General features: G+C 50.6%; 18 protein-coding genes and 1 pseudogene. 13 read left to right on the top strand and 6 right to left on the bottom strand.

Features of this window, described 5'->3' with window-relative positions; all coding sequences use genetic code 11:
• Positions 1 to 35 precede the first annotated feature (35 nt).
• The 12 genes and pseudogenes from JMF85_RS25160 to JMF85_RS25110 all read left to right on the top strand — a co-directional run bounded on the left by JMF85_RS25160 (position 36) and on the right by JMF85_RS25110 (position 13,669).
• Positions 36 to 1,928 carry a DUF2334 domain-containing protein gene (locus JMF85_RS25160; protein ID WP_127610398.1) on the top strand — a complete coding sequence of 631 codons (1,893 nt, stop codon included), beginning with the start codon at positions 36 to 38 and terminating at the stop codon, positions 1,926 to 1,928.
• A gap of 77 nt (positions 1,929 to 2,005) precedes the next feature.
• Positions 2,006 to 3,370 carry an MATE family efflux transporter gene (locus JMF85_RS25155; RefSeq protein WP_201319160.1) on the top strand — a complete coding sequence of 455 codons (1,365 nt, stop codon included), beginning with the start codon at positions 2,006 to 2,008 and terminating at the stop codon, positions 3,368 to 3,370.
• 114 nt (positions 3,371 to 3,484) lie between these two features.
• Positions 3,485 to 5,710 (top strand): sensor histidine kinase, encoded by a 2,226-nt coding sequence (locus JMF85_RS25150; RefSeq protein WP_236595992.1) that lies wholly within the window; start codon positions 3,485 to 3,487, stop codon positions 5,708 to 5,710.
• A 72-nt stretch (positions 5,711 to 5,782) separates the two neighbouring features.
• A complete protein-coding gene (locus JMF85_RS25145) occupies positions 5,783 to 6,499 on the top strand; it encodes a response regulator transcription factor (RefSeq protein WP_127610394.1) in 717 nt (238 codons plus the stop codon).
• 47 nt (positions 6,500 to 6,546) lie between these two features.
• Complete coding sequence (locus JMF85_RS25140; RefSeq protein ID WP_054797558.1) at positions 6,547 to 6,813, top strand: hypothetical protein; 267 nt, start codon at positions 6,547 to 6,549, stop codon at positions 6,811 to 6,813.
• Between the two features lie 148 nt (positions 6,814 to 6,961).
• Positions 6,962 to 8,074 carry a PQQ-dependent sugar dehydrogenase gene (locus JMF85_RS25135; protein ID WP_236595991.1) on the top strand — a complete coding sequence of 371 codons (1,113 nt, stop codon included), beginning with the start codon at positions 6,962 to 6,964 and terminating at the stop codon, positions 8,072 to 8,074.
• A 127-nt stretch (positions 8,075 to 8,201) separates the two neighbouring features.
• Positions 8,202 to 8,978, top strand: coding sequence for a Cof-type HAD-IIB family hydrolase (locus JMF85_RS25130; protein WP_054797551.1), 777 nt, complete (start codon positions 8,202 to 8,204; stop codon positions 8,976 to 8,978).
• Positions 8,947 to 9,267, top strand: a complete 321-nt coding sequence (locus tag JMF85_RS25125) for a hypothetical protein (protein ID WP_201319159.1) — start codon at positions 8,947 to 8,949, stop codon at positions 9,265 to 9,267. The genes JMF85_RS25130 and JMF85_RS25125 overlap by 32 nt, the downstream gene beginning before the upstream one ends.
• A 575-nt stretch (positions 9,268 to 9,842) precedes the next feature.
• Positions 9,843 to 10,046: pseudogene (locus JMF85_RS28480) on the top strand (cyclic nucleotide-binding domain-containing protein); the annotation flags it as partial.
• Complete coding sequence (locus JMF85_RS28475) at positions 10,026 to 10,460, top strand: Crp/Fnr family transcriptional regulator (RefSeq protein WP_308645041.1); 435 nt, start codon at positions 10,026 to 10,028, stop codon at positions 10,458 to 10,460. The pseudogene JMF85_RS28480 and the gene JMF85_RS28475, both read left to right, overlap by 21 nt.
• Before the next feature lie 240 nt (positions 10,461 to 10,700).
• A complete protein-coding gene (locus tag JMF85_RS25115) occupies positions 10,701 to 12,341 on the top strand; it encodes a glycoside hydrolase family 13 protein (RefSeq protein WP_201319157.1) in 1,641 nt (546 codons plus the stop codon).
• A gap of 434 nt (positions 12,342 to 12,775) precedes the next feature.
• On the top strand, positions 12,776 to 13,669 hold the full coding sequence (locus tag JMF85_RS25110) for a LysR family transcriptional regulator (protein WP_141335158.1): 894 nt from the start codon (positions 12,776 to 12,778) through the stop codon (positions 13,667 to 13,669).
• A gap of 13 nt (positions 13,670 to 13,682) precedes the next feature.
• Here JMF85_RS25110 and JMF85_RS25105 read toward each other — a convergent pair whose 3' ends face one another.
• The 3 genes from JMF85_RS25105 to JMF85_RS25095 all read right to left on the bottom strand — a co-directional run bounded on the left by JMF85_RS25105 (position 13,683) and on the right by JMF85_RS25095 (position 17,679).
• Positions 13,683 to 15,122 (bottom strand): hypothetical protein, encoded by a 1,440-nt coding sequence (locus tag JMF85_RS25105; RefSeq protein WP_155614489.1) that lies wholly within the window; start codon positions 15,120 to 15,122, stop codon positions 13,683 to 13,685.
• Between the two features lie 114 nt (positions 15,123 to 15,236).
• On the bottom strand, positions 15,237 to 16,331 hold the full coding sequence (locus JMF85_RS25100; protein ID WP_201319156.1) for a zinc-dependent alcohol dehydrogenase: 1,095 nt from the start codon (positions 16,329 to 16,331) through the stop codon (positions 15,237 to 15,239).
• Positions 16,332 to 16,398: 67 nt separating this feature from the next.
• The gene (locus JMF85_RS25095) at positions 16,399 to 17,679 is read right to left on the bottom strand and encodes a Rieske 2Fe-2S domain-containing protein (RefSeq protein WP_127609960.1); all 1,281 of its coding nucleotides are present in this window, start codon (positions 17,677 to 17,679) and stop codon (positions 16,399 to 16,401) included.
• Between the two features lie 248 nt (positions 17,680 to 17,927).
• Here JMF85_RS25095 and JMF85_RS25090 point away from each other — a divergent pair, with 248 nt between their 5' ends.
• Positions 17,928 to 18,173, top strand: coding sequence for a hypothetical protein (locus JMF85_RS25090; RefSeq protein ID WP_127609958.1), 246 nt, complete (start codon positions 17,928 to 17,930; stop codon positions 18,171 to 18,173).
• 156 nt (positions 18,174 to 18,329) lie between these two features.
• On the opposite strand, the gene JMF85_RS25085 is transcribed toward JMF85_RS25090, so the two are convergent.
• The 3 genes from JMF85_RS25085 to JMF85_RS25075 all read right to left on the bottom strand — a co-directional run.
• A complete protein-coding gene (locus tag JMF85_RS25085; protein WP_201319155.1) occupies positions 18,330 to 19,574 on the bottom strand; it encodes an MFS transporter in 1,245 nt (414 codons plus the stop codon).
• A 493-nt stretch (positions 19,575 to 20,067) separates the two neighbouring features.
• Positions 20,068 to 21,492 carry a SpoVR family protein gene (locus JMF85_RS25080; RefSeq protein ID WP_054797542.1) on the bottom strand — a complete coding sequence of 475 codons (1,425 nt, stop codon included), beginning with the start codon at positions 21,490 to 21,492 and terminating at the stop codon, positions 20,068 to 20,070.
• On the bottom strand, positions 21,489 to 21,988 hold a 500-nt coding region (locus tag JMF85_RS25075; RefSeq protein WP_201319154.1), incomplete at its 5' end, for a DUF444 family protein. The genes JMF85_RS25075 and JMF85_RS25080, both read right to left, overlap by 4 nt.

The following is a 21,988-nucleotide window of genomic DNA, read 5'->3' as shown; positions in this document are numbered from 1 at the left end:
TGCATGGGTGCAGTCAGAGAGGGGTTATCATCCGAGTGTTTACTTTCCGTACGATGCCATGGTTACGCTTATTTGTATCCATATTGTTACTAGGTTCTGTATTTACCGCTTACCATATGGCGGGTGTGCAAGGGGAGGCGCGCATTCCGCCCTTTGTTCTGATCCGTCTGGAGGACGTCGGACCGGGAGGACAGTACGGGTCCATAGAGCAGCTCGGGAAGCTGCGGGCCGTGCTTGAGTATTTGCAGGAACAGCACGTGGCCTATCATATCGCCCTAATTCCCAGATGGATCGACTACCCGAAGGACGGCCCCGCTTACGATGTGAGACTGGATCAAGCAGATCATCCGTATGTAGCGGCATTCCAAAAGGTCGTCAAGGATGCGCTTTCGTCGGGAGCCATCGTCGGCATGCATGGCTATACGCATCAAGTCGGACAAAGCCGCAGGGATGACGGGCACCATGAATCCGGTATCGGCAACGAGTTCGACGTGGCGGATGTGGCGGAGACGCAGACGAAAGCTTTTGCCGAGGAGCGGATGCGGGAGGGGCTGGCTATTTTTCGCAATGCCGGCATTACACCGCAGTTTTGGGAGGCGCCCCACTATCATACGACAGCGGCGCAGGATGAAGTGTTTCGCTCGTACTTCGGCTTGCAGTATCAGTCCGAGGTTCAAGCGCATCGTAACGCGCCTGCGGCTATTTATATGAATGGAAGAAATGAAGGATCGACTTTGGGGGCGGCCTACGTGCCGACGCCTTTTGATTACATCCCTTCTAACAAGGATGAGCGGGTGATCCTGGACCGTCTTGGCAAATCGGACAACATTGGCTCGTTCTTCTATCATCCGTTCCTGGAGTTCAAGTCGCTGATACCGGTAACCGACGAAGAGGGCGATCAACTGTATCGGGACGGGCTTCCGGTATACCGCTACCCCGATAAAAATGTCAGCGTGCTGCAGAAGCTCGTAGCCGGCTTGAAGGCGAAAGGGTATGCTTTTTATTCCATACAAGATTACGTGCCTTTCACCCCGGCTCAGCATGTAACGGCTGCTGATGGTTCGCTCTCCCGCTTGCTGCTCGGTGATGCGGACGGCGACGGGCAGGTGGACCGGATCGATTGGAATGAGCGCAATGGGGACGTCTCCGTGACGTTGGGAAGGTATCAGGGAGTACGGAACGAGCAGCCGGGCCAGGCCGCGAAGTGGGGACGTATGGCTTATAAGAAGGGGGCAGCGGCGGCGGTCAGCGGCAGAGACGAGAAGGGCCCGTGCAGCGTCTGGAAAGCCGATCCGAACGGGAAGCTGGAGCGGTATGCAGCCAGCGGCGGGCGGTTCGAGCCGTCCGGCAGTTGGACGATCGATGCACGCGCTTGGGATAGCTTATACACGCTGCCGCTTGCCGGAGGCGACCTGCTGGTAGCCGGTTTGACTCAGGAACGCCGGGAGCTGTATGGTTGGCTTCTCCATAAGGACGAGATGAGGCCGTTGAAGCCTTACAAGCTGCGAAGCGAGCTGCGTTCGGAGCTTCAGGCAAGACGCGAGAGCGGCGGGACGTTGTTCGCGGCTAAGGACGGCGCTTCCGCAGGGATCGAGTTTAAGCCGGATACGCAAAAGCTCGAGTGGACGGCAGCCCGGGCCGGTCTTGACTTGCCGAACGAGGAAGGGAAGCTGCGGTTCGGCGATTATAACGGGGACGGGCTCGAGGATGTGTTCCGCTGGAATAGCCGGACGATGACGGGGACGGTGTATTTGCGCACGAATGAGGCAGGGTGGAAGCTGTTGTCCGGGTTCGGCCCTTGGGGAGTGCCCGGCGCGGAGCCGAAGCTGTGGATTGCCGACGCCGACGGCAACGGAAAAAGCGATCTGGCGCTTCAAGACGGCAAGAGCGGCGACTTGGACGTTGCGCTGTCTTTTATCCGTCAGTAAGACTTGACCTTGTTCCTTTCCGGTTTTTCAGGCAAAATGGAGATGTACGCGAAGACGGAAAGGAAATGGACTTCTATATGAAAAGTTGGCTTCAGCAGTTTACGCAGCATTGGAAAGTGATTCTGGGGCTGGCGCTCCCTTCCATTATTTCGTTCGCGTCGGGTACCGTGACCGGTACGATCAATTTATTAATGGTGGGGCCCATGGGGGCGCTCGTCATTGCGGTGGTCGGCGTGTCCAATATTGTGGCCTACAACGCCTGGGCGCTATGTTCGGGCTTCGGGCATTCGGTCAATTATTTAGTGGCGCAAAATTACGGCGCCGGGCAAATGGATCAAGCGGTACGGCGCACGTACACGGCCTTATATGTCGGTTCGGCGGTCGCTCTGCTGGCGGCTATCGTCGGGCTGCTGCTGCCGGGCTCGATTCTCCGCTTGATGGGCGGTTCGCCCGAGCTGGTCGGGGCTGGCGCCGATTATTTGCGTTTCAGGTTGTTTGCGGTGGCGTGTTTTACGGTCAGCTTCGTCCTGCACGGATTTTTTCGCGGGGTGGGCGACACGCGGACACCGATGGTGATGTCGCTTGTGGCGAACGGCTCGATGATCCTTTTTACCTATACGTTGACGTACGGGCACTGGGGATTCCCGGAGCTTGGGCTTCGGGGAGCGGGGCTGGCCGTTCTGATCGGAGAGGCGCTCAGTCTGATCGGCAGCGCGTATGTGTTCTTGGTGCCGATGCATCGCAGGTTTGTGACCCGCAGACGTATTCGGCTGGAGCGGGCCGAGTCGAAGCTGCTGCTGGTGGAAAGCGGAAAGCTCGGCATGCAGGAGATGGCGATGTCGCTCGCGATGTTCGTCTTCACCATGTTCGTTACGCGTCTGGGCACCGAAGCGCTTGCGGCCAATGAGATCGCGCTGAACGTGATGGGGCTTGGCTTTATGCCGGCATTCGCTTTCGGGGCGACGGCGACGATCCTGGTCGGTCAAGAGATCGGCCGCGGCCAGCCGCGCTTGGCGCGACGGTTGGGTACGGATGTCGCCGTGCTCGGCAGTTTGTTCCTGCTCGTGCTGGGGACGGTCGAGTTTTTCTTCGCGGTGCCGATCGCCCGGCTGTATGCGTCCGACCCGGCCGTCTATGAGTTGGCGGGTCGCCTCCTGATGATCTCCGCGTATTTGCAGCTGTTCGACGGGGTGTTGAACTATTATGCCGGGGCGCTGCGTGGACTCGGCGATACGACGTTCCTGCTGCGGGCGTCGCTCGTGCTCAATTGGCTTGTGTTCATCCCGCTTGCCTATGTGCTGACCTTCACGCTGGAGCTTGGAAGTACCGGAGCGTGGCTGTCGCTCTATATATTCTTAACGCTGATCGCGTTGGCGTTATGCATTCGTTTCTACCGTACCGACTGGGATACAGTCACGGTGAAGCAGCCGAGCCATGTGTAAGGCGGAGCAAGGACGAGCGGGTATCCGATCCGGCTGCGCGGAAGAAGTTCGCGACCGGCGTCCTTGACGGCATCCGTAACTATTTCAATATCCCCGGGAGTAGGGTGCAAAACCGTGAACCGATACTTGAATATGCGTGTCATGCCGTTCGTTCTATTCGCGCTGCTGATGCTTAGCCTGGGCTTGCTCAGCCCTCTTCTGTTCAACCTCTCCGGCTCGGCGCCGGTTGCGAAGGACGGCGTGCTGGATCTTCGTGAATGGCGTTGGGAGGACGGGCAAGCCGTACGTTTAGACGGGATGTGGGAATTTTATTGGAAGGAGCTGCGCGACCCGGATCAATTCGCCGTGAAGTCCGGTACAAGCCCGGGTACGAGTCCCGGCGCAGGACTGGATTCAAGCGTCGACTCACGGGCCGGCTCAAGCGCTGACTCACACGCCGGCTCAAGCACCGACTCAAGTCCTTCAGCAGGCGGCGAGCGGTCAAGCTTGACTCATGTCGCTGTACCCGGTTCGTGGAACGGGACGGTTGTGGGCGGCAGCCCGATCGAAGGTGAAGGTTACGCCACGTACCGCCTCCGCGTCCTGCTGCCCGAACCCGAGCAGGCGCAGGAGCTGGCGCTGGACATACCGACGATCAACACAGCCTACCGGTTGTGGATTAACGGCCGCATGACGGCGGCTGCCGGGCAAGTCGGCACGAACGCAGAGACGTCCCGGCCGGAATTTGTGCCGCAGTTGACGATTGCGGACCGGTTCGCCTCGGAGCTCGATATCGTGGTGCAAATCTCCAACTACGATCACCAGAAAGGCGGTATCCGCCAGCCCATCAAGTTAGGTCTCTTCCAGTCGGTGAGCCGGGAAAAGGAGTTGTCCGCCGGCTTCGACACGCTGCTGATCGGCAGCCTGCTCATCATGGGGCTGTATCATCTGGGGCTGTTCGCCGTTCGGACGAAAGAGCTGTCCACGCTATATTTCGGCATCTTCTGTTTATTGTTCAGTCTGCGGATGATGCTGCTCGGCGAAATTGTGATGACCAAGCTGTTCCCCGGCTTCAGCTGGGAGCTCGAGCTGGTGCTCGAATATATGACAGCGGCGCTGTCCTTGCCGGTCTTCATCCTCTTCTTCGCCAACCTGTATCCTTCGGAAAGCTCGCGGACCGTCAACATGGTCTTCTGCGTCGCGCTGCTGGCTTATTCTGGCGTGCTGCTCGCCCTGCCGCCGTTCTTGTTCACAAGCGCGTTGTGGGTGCTTCAATTGCTCGTTGTGCTCGGCATTTGCTACATTCTGTCAACCGTCACGCTGGCGTTCATAAGACGCCGGGAAGGCGGCAGCCTCCTGCTGTTCTCCTGCTTCATTCTGGCGGCTGCAATTATTAACGATATGATGTACGCGCATGAGTGGGTGAAGACGACGGAACGCATGTCTGCGTTTGGCCTGCTGGTGTTCATTTTCTCCCAGTCGTTGCTGTTGTCCATGAAGCTCTCACGCGCTTACGTCAACGAAGAGAAGCTGTCCGCAGCGCTAACGGAGATGAACAGCGGGCTTTATGAGAAAATTAAGGAGCGTACCGGCGATTTAGAGCAGGCTTACGAGGCGTTGGTTCTGACGAATGGCGAGCTGTCGCGGATGGTGACGTCACGCAGTCATCTGATCAGTAACATTTCCCACGATTTGGGCACGCCGCTGACGACGATTCAAGGATACCTGGAGGCGATCCTGGACGGGCTGGTCGATACGGAGGAGCAGCGGGAACGGTACTTGCGCATCATTCACAGCAAAGTGATCGGGATGGACCGGTTAATCGAAGATTTATTCCAGCTATCGCAGCTGGAGGCGAGGCAGGTCGAATTCAAGAAGCAGCCGCTCACGACCGAACGTCTGATCGAGAGGCTGTACCAGCGCTATGAGCTGGACGCGAGGAACGCGGATATTCATTATACGCTGTCGATACGCGGAGAGGCGGCGCAAGCGGGGACATTTTCCACTGTAAATGTCGACGTGGAGCGCTTGCATCAGGTGTTCGGCAATCTGGTGGCGAACGCAATTAAATTTACGCCGTCCGGCGGCATGATCCAAGTCGATATGATCGATAACGGTGCAGAAATGAAGGTTCGCGTCCTCGATACGGGAGAAGGAATTGGCGAAGACGATCTGCCGTATGTGTTCGACCGGTTCTATACGAGCAACAAGTCGCGCAACTCCGTTACGGGGGGCAAGGGTCTCGGGTTGTCTATCGCCAGGGAGATCGTCGAGGTTCACGGAGGGCGTATTTGGATCGAGCACACAGCCAAGGGGCAAGGTACGATCATCTGCTTCTCGCTTCCGGCAGAAAAGGCTTGACCGCCAGCCATTATTTGCCTATTCTAAACAGTAACAGCGGGACTTTGGGATTATGTTTCGGACGGTGATGGCATGTCGGCTCAAAAAATTATGATTGTCGAAGATGACCCCGAAATTCGGGATGTAATCCGTCTTTATTTGGAGAAGAACGACTACGACGTCGTTTGGGCGGGTAATGGAACGGATGCGGTCCTGTTGGCTGAAGCCGAGCAGCCGGATCTGGCCATTCTAGACGTGCTGCTGCCGGGAAAAGACGGCTTCGAGATATGCCGGGAGCTGCGGGCGGTATCGTCGGTTCCGATCCTGTTTCTGAGCTGCAAGAAAGAAGAGTCCGACAAAATCCATGCGCTTAACTTGGGCGGCGACGATTATATAACGAAGCCCTTCTCCCCTAACGAGCTGATTGCCAGGGTGCGCGCGCATCTGCGCAGACCGTTCATGACGGGCGGCGAAACGGCTGAATCGGCTTCGGCCAAACTGGCGTTCGGGTCTATCCGCATCGACCGGGCCAGCCGGGTGGTGAAGGTAAACGGTCAAGACGTGCAGCTTTCCCGCAAGGAATTCGACTTGCTGCATTATCTTGCTTCGCGGCCGGAGCAGACGTTCACGCATGAGCACCTCTTCCGCGAGATTTGGGGGCAGGAATGCTTCAACGACACCCGTACGATTATCGTACATGTCAGCAACCTGCGCAAGAAGATCGAACCGGACCCTTCGAATCCTCGATATATTATCAATGTGCACGGGGTCGGGTATAAATTCGCGCATCCCGGCGGAACTTACCACTAACATACAGCTGAGCGCGAGCTTGCCGCGACGAAGAAAGGGGAATGGATATGGAAGTGAATATTACGGAAGCGTCAATGACGCATTCCAAGGAAGACGGTTATTTGGGACGCGTCGTGTTCGGGGTGACCGGACAGCAATCCGCTTACGAGCTGACGCTCCAGAGCAAGAACGCTCGCGATTGGTCCTACAGCTTAAGCTTTACCGCAAGCTCGGGCAAGGAAGAAGACATCTATGTCGTGGAATCGCGGCTGGAAGAAGACGATGAGCTGTTCGACGCCCTGGTTGATGCCGCGATGCAAAATTTGCAATCGTAGAAGAACGAATGCCTGTTATCGCGGAAATAGGCTGCGGCCAAGACAGGAGAAGAAAGATCGCAGCAGCGTTCGCTCTATGGGGCGATACGCGCGCGATCTTTTTTGCGATTTTACCCATTAAAAGGAATTGCGTGAAGGAGGGGATTGCGTGAAGTCCAAATTTGAGATCGTCTTGCTGGTGCTCTCGCTGACATTTACGTTATCGTTGACGGCTTGTTCACAAGGGAAGATCAAGCCGGATACACCGGCAAACAAGGAAACGCCGGAATCGGCCGAGCGGGAGAGCGGGAAGAACGCTTCGGTCGAGGTGTTGGCTGAAGGGCTGCGGACGCCTTGGGCGCTCGATTTTCAGGGGAGTACGATGTATGTCAGCGAGCGGGAAGGAACGATCGCGAAGATCGAGGGAACGTCGGTCAAGCGGCAAGAGGTGCGTCTCCGGAAGCCGCTTCTTTCGGAAGGAGAGGGCGGTTTTCTCGGCTTCGTGCTCGCCCCAGACTTCACCGTGAGTAAACTGGCCTTCGCCTATCATACTTACAAGGATAACGGGACGGTTTGGAACCGGGTCGTCGTTCTGAAGGAGAATGCGGGCGGTTGGACGGAGCAGCAAGCGCTGCTGGAGCGTATCCCGGGCTCGCTCAACCACAACGGGGGAAGATTGGCTCTCGGTCCGGACAAGCAGCTGTACGTGACGACGGGAGATTCGAATGTACCTGATTTGGCGCAGGACCTCAGCAGCTTGGCCGGAAAAATATTACGGATGACGCCGGACGGTCAAGTTCCGAAAGATAACCCTTTTCCCGAATCGTATGTGTATTCGTACGGACATCGCAATTCGCAGGGGATTGCGTGGACGTCAGACGGGGCGATGTACGCTTCGGAGCACGGGCCTTCGGGCTCGCCGGCAGGGCACGACGAAATGAATCGGATTCAAGCGGGCGCCAATTACGGTTGGCCGCTTGTCATCGGTGACGAGAGGCGTGAGGGGATGCTCCCGCCCTTGTATCATACAGGTCGAGAAGCCATAGCCCCGTCCGGAATTGCAATAGGCGGGAACGGTCCCATCTATGTGGCTGCTTTGCGCGGAGAAGCGCTGTTCCGCTACGAACCGGAGACGAAGTCGATAAATGCCGTCCTGCAGCATGCAGGGCGTCTCCGGGACGTGAAGGTTCATGGCGGGTATGTGTATGTATTGACGAACAATACGGACGGGAGAGGCGTGCCGAAGGCGGGCGACGATCGCTTGATGAGGATGAAGGAGTAGATGTCGTTCCTCGTCCGATATGTAGATGCCCATCATCCGGTCGTTGATGTTTTTATGGAGATGGCATCGGCCCTCTCTGGTATAATAAATAGCGAACCAGATAAAGAGAGTGGAGTGGACGCAAGCGATGATCCGATTAGTTGCATTCGATGTAGACGGCACGCTGCGGGATCGGGACCAATTGCCCGAATCGACGCGGACGGCGCTGAAGCAGTTGAAGGAAAGAGGGATCGCCCTCGCTTTATGCACGGGAAGGAGCGAATATGAGATGGCATCGCTCCGCGAGGAGCTCGGCATCGATTGGGCGATCACCTGTAACGGCAGTCATGTCGGGCATCGGGGGAAGACGTTGTCCGGTACCCCGTTCGCGCGGACGACGGTGGAAGGGTGGCTGACGGAGGCGGAGCGGTTAAACCATACGCTGTTGTTGTACGGGGCAAACGGTTTGTATACGAACCGGGAGAACGCCCCGTTGTTCCGGCGCGCGCAGCAGGAGATCGGCTTCATGGAGCCGACGTTAATCGATTCGGCGAGCGGCGAGCTGCCGGAAATTTACCAGAGCATTATCTTCTGCGGGGAAGAAGAGGAGTCTTTCTATACGGGAGCGGAGCGTGACGGCTTTTATGTTCATCGCTGGCGGACGTGGGCGGTCGATCTGAATCCGAGCGGCATGAACAAAGCGATCGGCCTGCGGATGCTGATGGATCATCTGGCGATCGCCCCCGAAGAAACGGCCGCCTTCGGCGACGGCCTGAACGATTTGGAAATGATCGCATCCGTCGGCATGGGCATCGCGATGGGCAACGCCTGCGAGGAACTGAAGGAGCGGGCTCGCTTCGTCACGAAGCCGCTGCACGAAGATGGCATCGCGTATGCGGTGGAGAAGTGGATATTGCCCGCATGAAATACATCCGGGATTTGTTGGTGCTCGCCGTCGCGGCGACTCGCCGCTCATCCGCCAATTGCGGTATCGGCTCGACGAAGCGGGGGTTGTACTTCTTTTTGCCTGGGCGGGCGTGATGTTCCTCGGGGTGTTCGCGGTGTTTCCCAAGGAGAAGGGCTGCATCGATTTTGCGATGTTCTCGTGCTGCCAGTTTGCGGCGGCTTCAGCTCCTTGCTTAGAGCAATTCCCGGGGCGAAAAAGGTGCTGCAGCGGACGAACGGCGGCGAACCGCAGGCAGGGCTTGGCTTGATTTCAGATGCTGGATGCACAATAGCGGAACTATGAGATGATGATGCGCTGCTAGTCCGGCTGCAAATCCGGATCGGCACGACTAACATCTCGCAGTTCCGCTGTTTATGTTTGAAGAGGACATATGCTTTTGGCAGTAGCCTACAGGATATCGATGATCGTCTATTTGGTTAAAGCCCGTTTTAAAAATTTTTTTAGCGTTTTGAACCGGCTCGATTTGATGGCAGAGAAAGCAATAAAAATATAAGTCGCTTGTCATAAACAGCTCTCCTAATGAATGCTTGCATCATGATGGTTCTTAGATTTTAAATCATGCTCATTTTTATAAAATGTGCTTCCCGCCATTACACATTCACAAACAACATAGGATTAATGCTATAATGACGGGTAACCGAGCCCTTCTCTCGGCCAATTACATAAATGTTACGGATCGTTGCAGCAAGGGGGGCGCATCTTGTTCTCATCTGTTCTTGATTTGCCTATATTTAAAGATATCGATATCCGGGACGAGTCTTTTGTGCTGTCCAGGTTTACGGAACGAAATTATGCGAGCAAGCAGGTTGTTTTTTTCAAGGCGATGAAGGTCACGAGATGTATATCATCAAATCAGGCGCGTTAAAAATTTACCAGGAGCATGAATACAAGCAGATTATTCTCGCACACCAATTTCCAGGCGAAACCCTTGGCGAACTTGAGGTGCTTCATCACGACAATCGCCGGCTTGCTTCAGCCGCAACCATAGAAAAAACGACGTTATGGATGATAAAAAAGCCTCAGCTCGAGGAGATCATCTATGCTTTTCCGCAAATCATGCGCAGATTGTTCTATGTGATCAGTGAGCGCCTTCGCCAAGCGAACAGAAAAATCGAGTACCTTGCCTTTCTGGACGCCCGTGTTCGAGTGGCGAATCTTCTTCTTGATTTATATACGAATTTTGGCGTTGAAACGGAAGAAGGATACATGATTAATTGGAAGATCACCCAACAACACTTTGCCGATATGATCGGCATCGGTCGTGAAAGTGCTACGCGGGCGCTGCATGAATTTCAGGACGGCGGCTTGATCCGTATGCAAAATAAGCATTTCATCATTATCGACTTGCACGGGTTAAAATCCCTTACCGGCCCGGATCGCGATACATCCGAATGGAGACAATGGCACTCCTGTCATAACTATAATAGGTATAACAATTAAATAATTCAGTGACCGCTTCCGCAAAATTTTTGTGTTCCTTGTCACGAACATATGCTCGATTCTGTAATCATATTGTAATGACTGCCTTTCCGTAGGGGGAAGCGAAAAGCCGCACTAACGTCAATAAATTACACCAAAGAGTATAATTTTAGTTCTCTAAAATGAATGGACAGTTCTTTATAATGGACAATATAAACATGCAGTTCCTGCCAAATGAATGCCTGCAAAAGGAGAAAAATGATGAAAAAAGCATGGTGGAAAGAGTCCGTCGTCTATCAAGTTTACTGGCGAAGCTTCTATGATTCGGATGGGGACGGGTATGGAGATCTGGAAGGCGTCATTCATAAATTGGACTACATCCAACAGCTGGGCGTCGATGTCATCTGGTTAAATCCTGTTTATGGATCGCCGGATAAAGATAACGGATACGATATCTCCGACTACAATATCATTATGGAAAAAGCCGGCACCATGGAAGCTTGGGAGAAACTTCTCGAAGAAGTTCACCGAAGAGGCATGAAGCTCATCATGGACTTAGTCGTTAACCATACTTCCGATCAGCATCCGTGGTTCCTGGAATCCAGGTCCTCGACGCATAACCCGAAGAGGGATTGGTATATATGGAGGGACGGCAAGAACGGGGAGGCGCCTAACAACTGGCGGTCTTACTTTTCTCCGTCGACCTGGGAATGGGATGAATTAACCGGCCAGTACTACTTTCATTCGTTTGCGGTGGAGCAGCCGGATCTGAATTGGGAGAACGCCGAGCTGCGCGAAGAAATCTATAAGATGATGAGATATTGGCTGGACAAGGGTATAGATGGCTTCCGGTTGGACGCCATTGCGCTGTTGGCGAAGCCCAAAGACTTCCCCGATGCGGAGAATCCGCAAGATATCCGGTATTTGACCAATAATCCGGGCTTGCATACGTTTCTGCAAGAAATGAATGCCCGGGTGTTTAAGGACTACGATATTTTAACGGTGGGAGAAGCCGCTTTCGTAGGACCTGAGGAAGGATTGAATTATGTAGCCGAAGACCGGCACGAACTGCATACCTTGTTTCACTTCGAGGTTTGCGACGAAATGCCGGATTGGGACATGCTGCGCTTTAAGAGCATTCAACGTCGCTGGTACGAAGGTCTCTGGGGAAGAGGCTGGAATTCCCAATTTCTGAACAATCACGATCATACCCGCCAAGTGACGCGCTACGGCAATGATGGCCAGTACCGTGTGGAATCGGCGAAGCTGCTCGCCACGATGCTCCATACGCTGCCCGGCATCCCTTACATTTATCAAGGGGAAGAGATAGGCATGACCGGCGTAGAGTTCCCTTCGATCGAGGATTACGACGATATTGCGATGAAAAATAAGTATGCGGAGGAAGTAGGCAAGGGCAGGGATCCCGCAGAGGTGCTTCAAAGCTTGAAAGCGTTAAGCCGGGATAATTCACGGACTCCGATGCAATGGGATGACAGTGAGCACGCAGGGTTTACGAAAGGCACGCCTTGGATTAAAGTGAATCCGAATTATAAAGAAATCAATGCCCGACGCGATGTTAATGATCCTCATTCGATCTATGCCTACTACCAGAAATTAATCTCGTTAAGAAAACATCATGAAGTGATGGTTTACGGCGAATATGAGGATCTTACGCCGCATGATGAACACCTTTATGTCTATACCCGCCGCTTAGGGGACACCACATGGCTCGTGATGCTCAATCATTCCGATCGTCCGCATTCCTTTGCCTGGCCTGCGGGCTATGAAATGCGGAGCCGGCAATTGATACTTGCCAACTATGGCGACGACGTTAAGGAAGAAGAGCCGCTTCCCGTGGTGACGCTTCGTCCGCACGAGGCCCGCATCTATCAAATCGGTTGATGCGATCCATATAGCGAATAATTCCAAAAAGGATCCGCCGGCGGATCCTTTTTTGGGTTGAACGCTCGTGCCTCCATTCGACGGACTGGGAAGGCCCCCAATTCGCCTCGCTTTTGCATATCCCGATCGATCAGGAAATAAAAATTAATAGCCCGTAATCGGTATCCACGACTTCAAAACGCGGGGCACTCCTGCCCGGGCAGCTCGGGTTTATCCTCCGGTTAGTTAATGATATCATTTTGTAAGAACCTTTTCCCCGGTATCGACCTTAACGATTGACAGAGGGTCACAGCTATAGGTACGATAGTTTTATACCGAGTACGAGAAGTATGCAGCACCCAGTTGCGGCAGTGACCGATACTGCGGGTTGTATAGAAAGGGACAGCTGTAGAAACGGGTAAGCGCTTAAAAGATATACGGAAGGAAGAACAACTATGCAGCTAAAGAACATTGAGGCGTTTTTAAAAATTGTTGAAAAAGGGAGTTTTTCTGCAGCCGCAGATGCTTTATATATTAGCCAACCCACCATCAGTGTTCGGATCCAACAGCTCGAACAACAACTGAATACCCCGTTGTTTCAACGGATCAACGGGAGAAAGGTGGAGTTGACGCAAGCCGGGGAAAAAATTTTCCCCTATTTAAACGAAAGTTTCAAGCTGATCGAAAAAGCGTATGAAGAACTGCAAGAAATACCTGTGCAGAGGAAGAAACTGCGAATATCCTGCCCCAATCATATGGGGGTAGAAATCATGCCGGAAGTACTAAAAGTTTTATATGAATGTTATCCAAACTTTGAATTTCCCGTTAAAATCAATCCAACAGATCTTGTCGTCAAAGATATTCGTTGTGATGAAGCCGATGTTGGATTTGGTTACATTCAGGTAGAAGAAAACTATTCTGACATCTGTATGATCAAAATTGCCAACGAACAAAATATTCTCGTTTGCGCACCTGATCACCCTTTGACACAATTGGAAAAGGTTGTTCCGTCCGATTTAAGCAATCAACGTATTATCGTATACAATCGTGAATTTTATGCAACGCAAATGGTAGAGCAGTTTCTGGAAAAAAACCAACTAAAAGATTATAAGGAAGTCGAGATCAGTAACATCGGATGGTTAAAGATGATGGTTCGAAAAGGTATGGGAATTGCATTTTTACAGGAAGTTATCGTTCGGGAAGAGCTGAATAACGGTACTATTGTAAAACTTAATCTTCGCAAATCGCTTCCCCCCACACCCATTTACTTACTCTTCCATTCATCGGTAGACCAGAAAATGAAAGATACCATCATTGAAACGTCAAAAAATTTATTTTCTAAGTATTAAACAAAAGGGGATTCTAAAGCCATATAATGGCACTTGTTAAAATGAGTGAAAATGCGAGAACATAGACTATACTCCAACTAGCGATACGCAGCGGGCTTAACTGAATCATGGAGGACATTAAACCGAGCGTACCGCTAAAAGGCCCCATAAAAAATGTCATAACGGCACCGCCAAGTAAGGCAACCGCTATCTGGTCGGTTGAAATTCCCAGAACGTCTGCTGTCATCGACTGAGCTAATAAGTTGATAACGACAATCGGATGCATACCAACAAAAGATAAAAATAAAATAAAAAGCGGGAGAAGAAATACAAAAAAATGAATACCAATTAAATCATGCAATTCGATAAATAGTTGATTAACCAAACGGTCGTTTCCTGAAAAGCGAAGTGCCTCCGCAAAGAACCCGGCGCTTAAAAAAACAGCGAACGACTCGCTCATATCAGGCATTTTATGCTTAAAGTGATGTTTGGCTTTATACCAGAACTCAGGGCCCTTTTGGCGGAGCAGGCACCAAATCCCGGCAAAGGGAAAGGTCAACAAGGTAACGACGACCACTAAGCCTAATGACGAAATGCTATCGATGTATACCACCAAAAATAGGAGAATGACAATCGCAGCCGTGATTTCAAGTAACATACGACGAACGGAAGAGTGTTCCTCAACGGCTGCAGGTGATAGAGCAGCGGCCGTCTCCTCATGGGTATCATGGGTAACCTGCAGTTGTCTGTTGCCTTCGATCACACTGAAAATGATCCAATTTAAAACCAACGCAACTAAACTGATCACAAAAAGCAAAGGGAAAATATGTGCCCAACGAACTTGGGTCACATGAAGAACAACTCCCACAATTCCGGAAAAAGGAGTCCATATAATAGGCAAAGAATAGCCTTGAATAATGCAACAGGCTAAAAAACGTTTGCGATTTTCAATTGGCCAAGCATCCACAACCGATTTCACGCTGGAGTGGACGATTGGAATAGTAGCCATGTTCAAGAAAGATCCAAGAAAATAGGATAACGTTGTGATTGCCCGATACAATTGAGAAACGGATTTAATTTTTCCATCAAACAACCGTTTAAAAGCCTCTCCGTATCCTGCGACCTGGATAGGTATAGACAATAAAGGAACAATCGCAAACAGAGAAAGCAAATAGAGCATATCGCCGTGAAGCTTCACATAAGAAAGAACATCAATTCCTTTATTCCAAACCATCGAGGTCCCTGCGGCCAAGAACGTTATTGAGATGAGTTTGCTCGAAAGTTTGCAAGAGGAAAGTGAAATAACGATCGACAACATCGACACAAGAGCCAGTATAATCCGTAAATCCTTCCACGCGATCAACTGATCCGCGATAAATAGCATGACGGCCAGTGTAAAAACAATAGATTTCATGTAAAAGGATAAGTGCTCTGTTTTCATACGCTTCCCTTTCTTGCAGTTTGTATCAACCAACCCCTGCACTCCTGAGTTTATCATAGTGGAAATAGAAAAGCTTCTTTGGCAGAAAGCAAAGAAGCTAATCTTTATGATCCGAAACGTAACCATACCCTGGTCTTATTCCATAGCTTACAACCACGGAGAAACAGTAACTAACAACGGAGATGGTTCTCCTTCTCCTCCGGCCGTTCTTAAAGCTAAATCCGTATCGGATAATTTATAATTATGGGAATTCATGATACGAAGAGGAAATTTTCCAGAAGAGATAAACTCCACTGCCATTTGGACGGATTTATGACTATGTCCACGAACTCCTTTTACGGTCAACGTTTTATTGTAAATGATATCCAGATCGAATTCATTGAAAAGCTGATGTTTCAACGCTCCCAATAAAACAGTCCCCCGTGTCTTGGCAACCTTTAGAGAGGAAACCGCCGGTTCCTGTCCTCCGCTGGTTACGTCGATGACCAAATCGGCCATTTTTCCAGCGGTTATTTCTTTTACTCTTTGGACCAAATCCTCTGTGGAGACATTGATCGTATAATCCGCACCTAATTCACGAGCGAGTTCCAATCGTTTTTGACTGCTGGTTCTTCCAGTGACAATGACGATTTCGGCTCCGGCTGCCTTGGCTGCCAGAGCGCAAGCAAGTCCCTGTTGACCAGGCCCTTGTATAACAACCACGTCTCCAGGTCCAACACCGCCGATGATTCTCATCCACTCAAATCCGTTAGATAAAGGTAAGGTCAGGGCTGCTTCAACGCTCGCAACATGGTCAGGGATTTTGTGGATGACGGCCTGCGGATGCAGATACATATATTGACTGAATCCGCCATAGAGAGCTGGTTTGGCGCTCAACGGAGCAGCACCATATCGAATACCGCCTAATGCCGGGTTGGTCTCGGGACATAACCGGTAATAACCGGAACGGCACGATTCGCATTGCCCGCATGGAATGTATTCCTCCATCGCCACACGGTCTCCTGCTTTCACTCCCCACCGTTTGGAAGCCTTATCGCCAATTTTATCGATATGGCCGATGACATGATGTCCTAAAATCATCGGCTCTTTTAGGCTCTTGTAGTAGGATACATCCGTTCCGCAAACGCCGACGATTTCTACCTTTAGAATCCCGCTGTCGGATTCCACATGAGGTAAGTCTAATTCTTGAATTTCTGTATGTTTGACATCGGTCGCCACTGCGGCCCATGTTTTTTCGCTCATTCATTCCACCTCCCATAAATTCACAACGCATATATTTACTATGATTTGGCGGTGCTGCATTTCTAGATTAAACAGCCTCAAAATCTTTTTCAGCTAACTGTAAGGCGTCCTTCGCCCCTTCATGAAAAGGAATCCCCTTGGGAAGCAGTACAGACGCAGCACGAACCTTATGGCTTTCGGGATCCAATCCTGGTAACGGTTCCCCGTTTTCTAAACTTTTCACAGCGTTTAGCAGGCAACGGCGGGCTTTAATAATGGCAGTGTCGCTCGTTCCCAATTTTTCTTGTGAACGATCCACAACAGGTCCTGCACTCACTTGGACGGCATGATCCTCCATGCCGACACCGAAAATGCCGGCAAACGATTCGCCTCGCTTTTGCATATCCCGATCGATGAGGAAATGATTATCCGGATTGGCTTGTGTCAGGAAAGTGCCTGGAATTAACAGGGGGTGAATGCCTGCACCGGATTTCATCTGTTCAATTTCCTGTTCGGTCAGATCACGCCCCGGCGTCCAACTCCAGCTCCACACCCAACAATTTTCATCATCAATGGGCACCCAGGCATGCCCGCCGCGCGGAGCACCGCCGAAAGGAGGAATCATCGTGTACCAAGGCATAATAAACTGTGTAATCCTCCAATAAAAATGATCATCGTCCGCCGTTCTCCTTGCCCCGATTAATAACCCGTAATCGGTATCCACGACTTCAAAACGCGGGGCAGCGTCTTGAGATAATAAGGACGTACTCTTACTCTTGCTGGAAACCCCCAAGCCGCCAACCGACCCCGAATGAAGGATGGATACATGACTGGAATCAATACCACCTTCCAACGCCTGAAAGTAATTGCATTGTTGAATTTTTTTCGAAATATACCGCTGACTATCGGAAACCAACATCCACTCCTGCTCAGGCAGCTCGGGTTTATCCTCCGGTTTCCCCATATATGTCCAAATCACACCACCGCGTTCCTCACAAGGGTACGATTTAATTTTGATATTCTGTTTAAAATTGCTTTCCGGCGGTTCGGACGGCAAATCGACACAGTTTCCGGCCGTATCGAATTTCCATCCGTGATAGGCGCATCGAAGGCCGCATTCTTCATTCCGGCCATAAAACAGGGATACTTTTCGATGTGGACAATACTCGTCAACTAGACCTATTTTCCCGGTAGTGTCACGGAAAGCGATTAATTCCTCGCCTAACAGCTTGACCCGTACAGGCGGACAATCCGGATAAGGAAGCTCCTCGATCATAAGCGCAGGAATCCAGTATCTTCTCAGCGTCTCTCCCATAGGTGTTCCGGAACTCGTTTTTGTTAAGGTTTGGTTGTCTTGAAAAGATAACATGTTCAATTCCCTCCTGGGTTTGATGTTTGATAATCACATTGTTACGCAACAGGAGAGCGTTTTCAAATTGATTGTTTCTATCCTACCCATACAAAACGTTAATAATATCATTTTGTACTATTTATGTTTTATATAGCTTACATTAAAATCATTAATTTGAAAGGCTAGGAATGTTATATATATAATCAAAGTGTGAACAATGACGTGACTGAAGTAATCGTATGATTTTAATGAAAGAGGGTTAGCACATGATGAATGATAAGGAATTCGAAGAACTGATTTTGAAATGTTATAGAGGGAGAACCGTTGCGATACTCGGTTATCAAGAACATGAAGGACGGCAGCGGGCAGGCTTTTTAAAAAAACATGGAATCGATGTCGTTATTGGCCTTCGACTCGGCGATGAATACTGGGAACAAGCCGAAAGAGACGGTTTTACGGTGTTGCCCGTTTGGGAGGCGGCGGAACAAGCTCAAGTAGCTCAAGTCTGGTAATATTCAAGAGAATACATATAAAAAAGAGTGCAAATCAGTCAATTATTGCAGGATAGGGGGGGCCATAGTGCCCCCCCTTTATTTACTTCAGGAAGATGGAAGACAAAAAGAGTCACCGGCAGGTGACTCGCTTAACTTTTCTTATGTTAAGACGAATTAAGAGATTTTTTGAGCCTCTACAAGAAGGGCCGTTTCCTTGGTATCGACCTTATCCGCCACTGTTTTTTTCTCCACTTTTATGAGGATTGTAGCTATTGCACCTAATAATGGGCCTGCAGCCAACGTCAAAAAACAATAAAAATAATTTTGTGTAGCATCAATGACAGCGCCTACAGCTAATGGGGCTGTTAAGGAACCAATTTGCCACATTCCATTCACTAATCCTGATGTCGTCCCTACAAGTCTCCTGTCTACCAAATTATAAATGATGGTTTGTAAGACAGGGTAAAAGGCATAGACACAGATTCCCATCATTGGAGCTATGAAGTATAAAATCGATATATTTTGATTAGCTCCAAACCACGATAATACGGGAACTGCCAACAGAAGGATACCAACAGCTAAAGATTTACGATCTAAATAGTCTGACAAGAATCCGGTGAGGGGCTTACACAATAGAGCAGCGGTTCCAAAGAGGGACATAATGGCACCGGCTTCTACAAGAGACAGATGCAATGATTTAATAAGATACGTATTTGCCCATGTGGCTGTTCCCACAGTAGCCCACTGTCCGCCTAAACCTGCTATACCCATTAAAATAATATTTTTATTTTTTAATAGGGAAACAATATCATGCCAACTTGTACTTTGTTTTTTGGAAATTTGATGGACGGGGGTACGTTCCTTGAGTAAAAAATATCCCAATATTAAGCCAATGAAAGGCAGCGAACCGGTTATTAAAAAGGCTGTACGCCAGCCAAATCCATGGGCGACTGAGGGCACAAACAAATTGACCAATGAAATACCAAAGGAGGTGGAAGTCATGAAAAAGCCCATTGCAGCCCCGCGTCTTTTTTCAGTAAACCAATCTGTAATAGCCACGATACCAGCTGAAAAGATAGCTCCGGAACCCATTCCCGCAATGAATCTAACTAGAAAGGCAAGGCCGTAACTATGAACAAACGACGTTAAAATGGTGAAAAAACCGGTTATGAAAAAGGAAGTGAGTAACATTTTACGATATCCATATTTGTCTGTTAAATACCCGCCTGGAACCTGAGTAATGACATATCCGAGATAAAAAGCTGTCATTAAGCTTCCGGCTTGAGCTGCATTTATACCAAGGTCTTTGGATGCTAGTGGTATAATTGGAGCCCATGCCATTCTGTCCATATAAGAAAATAAATAAGCCAAAAACGCAATAAATAAAACCTTTATAGCAGATATCACTTCTTTGTTCATTTTTTCAAACCTCCTATTTTAGGTAGAACTAATTTCCAGGACGACTCGTTTGATCCATGAGATGCGTGCTAGTGTATGAGACCTTTATTTAGATAACGCTTACAAAACAGCGCTTACAAGCAGAATCACCTTCTCTCAACATACGAATCATTCCATATTTTCGAACAGCTACAACATTATTAGCTATTGGTTATTTATTTTAAGATTATGTAATATGAAGTCATTTTACAAATTGATTGTTTCTATGAAACCCATTAATATCATTAATGCGGCCAGCCTGCAGCTCCGTAGTATTTTCCAATTACCAAAGGTTTCAGGCAACATGAAACAGCCTTGGTCCAGTGGAATACCGGACCAAGGCTGCTTCGAGCATTTTTCAGTTATAAAACGGTCTGCTTGACGGGGGGAACATCCGAATACCGAAGCCGGCTTGAAGCTGCCCAGGGCTTTTATAATGTTCGGATCTTGACTAGTGACGCCTTCGGCTCCAGGTTTACAAAAATTTTCTGTTATGCTTCTTCCCGTCGTAGCTGAACAATACGGGCTTTTCCTCGATCGTCGTCTCGAGATGCACCGGTTTGCCCCAGAGCCGATGAATGTACGGGAGCGTCCGTTCGACATATTTCAAATCGAGCTCTATGCCCTCATAGTTGTGCTGCAAGTACAGCTCGCCCGTCCGGTTGAAGTCGCCATCCTGCACGACAATGTACGGGAAGCCGCCGTTGACCCGGGAGTAGACGAGCTGATCGCGGATGTTTTCCCACGACTTATCGGTAATTTTCCATTCCGGCCCCTTCTTCTCGAACACATACAGGTCCAGATCGTCGCAAAGCTGCTTTGTCATGTAGTTGCGAATGAACGAAAGATCGGAATCGAATTCCCGCACCTCGAAAATTTTATCCCGTCCCCGACCGGGCTCCCGGCCTAACCGTTCCCGTTCTTCCTGAGTCGGATGATCCCACCGCCGCTCGATGTCCTCGAATATTTTCAGGCCCAGGTAGTACGGGTTCAGGCTGTGCCGCGAGGGGATAACAACCGACGAGTTCAGCTTGGAATACTCGATCGTTTCCGCGTCCGTTAAGTCCAGCGCCCGCATAATGCGTTGATGCCAGTAAGATGCCCAGCCTTCATTCATGATCTTGGTCTCCAGCTGCGGCCAGAAGTACAGCATCTCGTCGCGCAGCATGGTCAGAATATCGCGCTGCCATTCTTTGAGGTAAGGGGAGTACTCCTCGATGAACAGCAGCAAGTCTTTCTCCGGTTTGGCCGGGAACTTCGAGGGAGCCTCCTCGGCCTTGGACTGGGGCTTCTTCGGTTTATCCAGATCCCACAGATCCTCGTAGCCGAACGTTCGTTCTTTCCGCTCCTTGGCGGGAGCGCGATCCGCTTCGGCAGCGCCGATACCGCGGTACGGCTTGGTAAGCGACGGATCGACGTGCTCCTGAATCGCCAGAACGGCGTCGATGAACTGCTCGACCTCCTCGTTGCCGACCTCGATCTCGTACTGCCGGATGCGCTCCGCCGTTGCGGCCATGCTCTCGACCATGTTGCGGTTCGTTTTGGAGAAGCGGAAATTGTTCTTGAAGAAGTCGCAGTGCGCGAGTACGTGGGAAACGATCAGTTTGTTCTGAATGAGCGAGTTGCCGTCAAGCAGGAAGGCGTAACACGGATCGGAATTGATGACGAGCTCGTAAATTTTGCTGAGCCCGAAATCGTACTGCATCTTCATTTTATGAAACGTTTTGCCGAAGCTCCAGTGACTAAAGCGGGTAGGCATTCCATAAGCGCCGAACGTGTAGATGATGTCCGCCGGACAAATTTCATACCGCATCGGGTAATAGTCAAGCCCGAAACCGTCGGCGATTTCGGTAATTTCGGCAATGGCATACTCCAGCTGCTTCATATCGTCGCTAGTCATTGCGCCAGGCTCCCCTCCAATCGTTTCGGGAAGAAGGTGCGCAGCGCTTTATACACTTCGCCCTTCTCGCGAATGACATAATGAACAAATTTCGGGTCATGCAGGTTCCGGTAAGCCGACATCAGCGTACTGCTGCGGTTATACTGGTTGACCTCGCCGTAGCCGAACAAATTGCATCGCTTGACGAGCTCGGTGATCAGCTTTACGCAGCGTTCGTTATCGGAAGTCAAATTATCGCCGTCGGAGAAATGGAACGGATAGATGTTGTAACGGGCCGGCGGGAAGCCGCGATCAATCAAATCGACTGCCAGCTGATAAGCTGAGGAGCAGATCGTGCCGCCGCTTTCTCCTTTGGTGAAAAATTCTTCCTCCGTTACGATCTTAGCCTCCGTATGATGCGCGATAAAGACGATTTCGACATGCTCATATTTCGTCCGCAGGAAGCGGGTCATCCAGAAGAAAAAGCTGCGGGCGATATATTTTTCGAAGGACCCCA

It is taken from the genome of Paenibacillus sp. EPM92, from assembly GCF_016586185.1.
Lineage (GTDB): Bacteria > Bacillota > Bacilli > Paenibacillales > NBRC-103111 > Paenibacillus_G > Paenibacillus_G validus.
This window is presented reverse-complemented; position numbering and strand designations above follow the sequence as displayed.